This is a genomic window from Martelella sp., assembly GCF_984369615.1.
The window spans coordinates 1-3774 of record NZ_CFHTCS010000397.1; the positions used below are offsets into that span (position 1 = coordinate 1).

The window sequence follows — 3774 nt, forward strand, 5'->3', positions numbered from 1 at the left end:
CGAACGGCAAAGGTTTTTTCTATCCCCCGACCGTGCTGTCGAACGTCCCCGAAACCGCTGACTGCGTTCATGACGAAATTTTCGGTCCCGTCGCGGCGCTGCAGACCTTCAGCGACGAGGAAGACGTGATCCGGCGCGCCAATGACACCGAATACGGGCTGGTGGCTTATGTCTTCTCCGAGGACATGAAGCGCGCCATGCGGGTCTGCGAACGGCTGGAATACGGCATGGTCGGTCTCAATCGCGGCCTCGTCTCCGATCCGGCGGCCCCCTTCGGCGGGGTCAAGCAGTCCGGGCTCGGGCGCGAGGGCGGGCATGAAGGCATGCTCGAATTCATGGAAACCCAGTATATCTCGGCGGAATGGTGACATGAGCGACAAGGATTTCATCGCAAGCCCGGCCGTGGTGGCCTATGCCGGACGCAAGGGCATCGACCTTTCCGATGTTGCGCGAAAATCGGGTCGCACCAATCTGGCGCGCGAGGATGTCGACCAGCATATGGATGGCTCCGCGCCAACTGGCCCAAGCGCCGGCGAGGGGGATCAGAGATACTGGGATGTCGACCACGCCGCCTTCGGCCCGGTTACAGAGGAGCCGGTGAGCCGGATCGCGAGCCTTGCCGCCGACAACCTTTCAGCCGCCAACCGGACAATCCCGCAGGTCACCCATCACGATCGCGCCGACATGCGCGCGCTCGAAGCCTTTCGCACGAGCCTCAAGGCGGAAGCTTCGGCCAAAGGGCTGAGGCTCACCGCGCTTGCCTTTCACATCAAGGCGCTGGCGCTCACCCTCAAAGCCTTTCCGCTGTTCAATTCATCGCTGTCGGCAGACGGCAAGGTGTTGATCCGGAAAGACTATTGCCACATCGGCGTCGCCGTCGACACGCCGCACGGGCTGATGGTGCCGGTGATCCGCGATGCGGACCGCAAGGGCCTGTGGCAGATCTCCGCCGAGATTGCCGACCTGGCGAAGAGGGCCGGCGACCGCAAGCTTCGGCCTGACGAAATGGGCGGGGCGTCGATGTCCGTTTCCAATCTCGGCGGCATCGGCGGCACGGCCTTCACGCCGCTCGTCAACCCGCCGGAAGTGGCCATTCTCGGCATCATGCGGGCCGAGACCGTTCCGGTCTGGGAGAACGAGGCCTGGCAGCCTGTGCTGATGGCGCCGCTTGACCTTTCCTATGATCACCGGGTGATCAACGGCGCCGATGCCGCGCGGTTCCTCTGCCATTATGCCCGGCTTCTTGCCGATCCGCGCCGGATGCTCTTTGCCTGAGGCGGGGGAGGCATGAGCCTGTCCGGCGATGAAGGGGCATGGCGCGGGCGCGCCGAATGATCCTGCCAAGGGGATTGTCTGGCGGGCCGGTCGTGTGGCTCAATACGCTCGGCGGATCGAGGCGGGGCCGGTGATTCTCTCCTGCCGGACGCGTCAAATGTTCCTTGGGAGGCGAGCGTGCCTGTAGATACGAATGAATTCAAGGCCGCGCTGAGGCGCGGTGAACAGAAGATCGGCCTGTGGCTCGGTCTCGGCGAGGCGACGACCGCGGAGCTTTGCGCCCAGGCCGGTTTCGACTGGCTGCTGGTCGATGGCGAGCACGGGCCGAACGATCTCCGCTCGATCCTCGATCAGTTGCGCGCACTGGCAGCCTTCGATCCGGCTGTGGTGGTGCGTCCGCCCTCGGATGACCGGGCGCTCATGAAACAGTATCTGGATATCGGCGTGCGCAATTTCCTGGTGCCGATGATCGAAAGCGGCGCGCAGGCTTCGGAGGTCGTGCGCTCTGTGCGCTATCCGCCAAAGGGTGCGCGCGGCATAGGGGCAGCTCTTGCCCGCGCCTCGCTCTACGATACCGTCTCCGACTATCTCTCCACGGCGAGCGACGAAATCTGCGTGCTGGTGCAGGTCGAAAGCCGCGCGGGGATCGCAGCGCTTGACGACATCCTGGCCACCGAGGGCGTCGACGGCGTCTTCGTCGGCCCTTCCGATCTGGCTGCCGACATGGGCTTTCCCGGACAGGTCGGCGCGGCGGAAGTGCAGGAGACGGTCATCGATGCGCTGGAACGCATCAAGGCATCGGACAAGGCCGCCGGCATTCTCATCGGCGATGCGGAACTCACGAAGAAATACCAGAAGATGGGGATCGAATTCCTCGCCGTGGGCACCGATGTCGGCGTCTTCATGACGGGGCTCAAGGCGCTGCGCCGGCAATTCTGAGGAGCCGTTTCCGCCGGATGCCTTTGCGGCATTCGGTTCACCCGGATCGGCCTGGTCGGGCCCGGGCCGGCTTAACCCTTGCCACGCGGGGTCTCAGCCCGGCCGCGCACGGCCCTTGAAGTGTTTGGCAAGCAGGAACATCTCGACCGACTCCGAACGGGAGGCCGCGGGCTTGACGTGGACCACCTGCCGGAAGTTCTGCTTCAGCATGGTCAGGAGGTCGTGTTCGGCGCCGCCCTGGAAGGTCTTGGCGAGGAAGTGACCGCCCTCGGCCAGCGTTTCGACGGCGAAATGCGCCGCGACTTCGCAAAGATGCATCGTGCGCAGGTGATCCGTTCGCTTGTGGCCCGTGGTCGGCGCGGCCATGTCGGAGATCACGAGATCGGGCGGGCCGTCGAGCGCCGCGCGCAGGAGCGTTGGCGCCGCGTCGTCGAGAAAGTCCATCTCGAAGAACTTGACGCCGGGAACGGGCGCCATCTCAAGAAAGTCGATCGCGGCAACGCGGACGTCGGTATCCGTCGAATCGGTCACCTTGGCGGCGATCTGCGACCAGCTTCCAGGCGCCGCGCCAAGATCGATGATCCGGCGTGCGCCCTTCAGGATATGGTGCTTCTCGTCTATCTCGAGCAGCTTGTAGGCGGCGCGCGCCCTGAAACCCTCGGTCTTCGCCCGCTGGACGTAAGGGTCGTTGATATGCCGCTCGATCCAGCGCCGCGAAGAGGCCTTCAGCTTGGTCTTCTTGACCTTCTGGCCGATCTTGCGGCCCGTGCGGACCGGTTTTGCAGGTTGTCTGGCCATGGTCAGTCCTTGTTGTCGTTGCGGGGCGGGCGATTGAAGCCGCCCCGGCGTCTTTTCGAGCGCCACACGCCGTCGCGCATCATCATGTCGGTCAGAATGCCCTCGCGCAGGCCCCGGTCGGCAACCCGCATGCGCTGCGCCGGCCAGCGGCGGCGGATCGCTTCCAGAATGGCGCAGCCCGCGAGCACCAGATCGGCCCGGTCCGGACCGATGCAGGGATTGGCCGCCCGTCCCGCGAAATCCCAGGAGAGCAGCTTTTCCTGCATCGCGGTGACCTCGTCGTCGGAGAGCCAGATGCCGTCGACCTTGCGCCGGTCATAGCGCGGCAGGTCGAGGTGGACTCCGGCAAGCGTCGTGACCGTTCCGGACGTGCCGATCAGGTGGAACCCGTCGTCATCGGCCCCGCCCTCGACCTCCGGGCAGTGGAAATCGCCAAGCAGTGCGGTGACTTCCGCCACCATATCCTCGAAGATCGCCGGCGTGACATGATGCCCGCCGTAGCGTTCAGACAGTGTCACGACGCCGACCGGCAGCGATGTCCAGTGCGAGATATGGTTGGCGATGCGCGGGGAGCGGTTCTCGCCAAGCCTGATGACGGCGATCTCGGAGGAGCCGCCGCCGATATCGAAAAGCACTGCAGCGCGCGTCTCCCTGCCGATCAGAGAGGCGCAGCTGGAAACGGCCAGGCGCGCCTCGGTTTCGCGGTTGATGACCTCGAGTTCGAGGCCCGTCTCGCTTCGCACCCGCTTCAGGAAGGCGTCG

At 65.1% G+C, this 3774-nt stretch carries 5 protein-coding genes; 3 read left to right on the top strand and 2 right to left on the bottom strand.

What is annotated here, in order from left to right; all coding sequences use genetic code 11:
- The 3 genes from AC5DC2_RS21000 to AC5DC2_RS21010 all read left to right on the top strand — a co-directional run.
- A partial coding sequence (locus AC5DC2_RS21000; protein ID WP_491699896.1) for an aldehyde dehydrogenase family protein occupies positions 1-368 on the top strand: 368 nt, incomplete at its 5' end.
- Between the two features lies 1 nt (position 369).
- Complete coding sequence (locus AC5DC2_RS21005) at positions 370-1275, top strand: 2-oxo acid dehydrogenase subunit E2 (RefSeq protein WP_491699897.1); 906 nt, start codon at positions 370-372, stop codon at positions 1273-1275.
- 177 nt (positions 1276-1452) lie between these two features.
- Positions 1453-2214, top strand: coding sequence for an aldolase/citrate lyase family protein (locus AC5DC2_RS21010; protein WP_024708451.1), 762 nt, complete (start codon positions 1453-1455; stop codon positions 2212-2214).
- A gap of 93 nt (positions 2215-2307) precedes the next feature.
- Here the strand turns inward: AC5DC2_RS21010 and AC5DC2_RS21015 are convergent, their stop codons facing one another.
- Positions 2308-3012, bottom strand: a complete 705-nt coding sequence (locus tag AC5DC2_RS21015; RefSeq protein ID WP_036237256.1) for an RlmE family RNA methyltransferase — start codon at positions 3010-3012, stop codon at positions 2308-2310.
- 2 nt (positions 3013-3014) lie between these two features.
- The coding region (locus AC5DC2_RS21020) for a Ppx/GppA phosphatase family protein (protein WP_491699898.1) at positions 3015-3774 on the bottom strand (760 nt) is incomplete at its 5' end.

Bases quoted from the DNA above. Each gene is read 5' to 3' on its own strand.
- AC5DC2_RS21005 (WP_491699897.1), top strand. From the start codon at position 370: ATGAGCGACAAGGATTTCATCGCAAGCCCGGCCGTGGTGGCCTATGCC.
- AC5DC2_RS21015 (WP_036237256.1), bottom strand. From the start codon at position 3,012: ATGGCCAGACAACCTGCAAAACCGGTCCGCACGGGCCGCAAGATCGGC.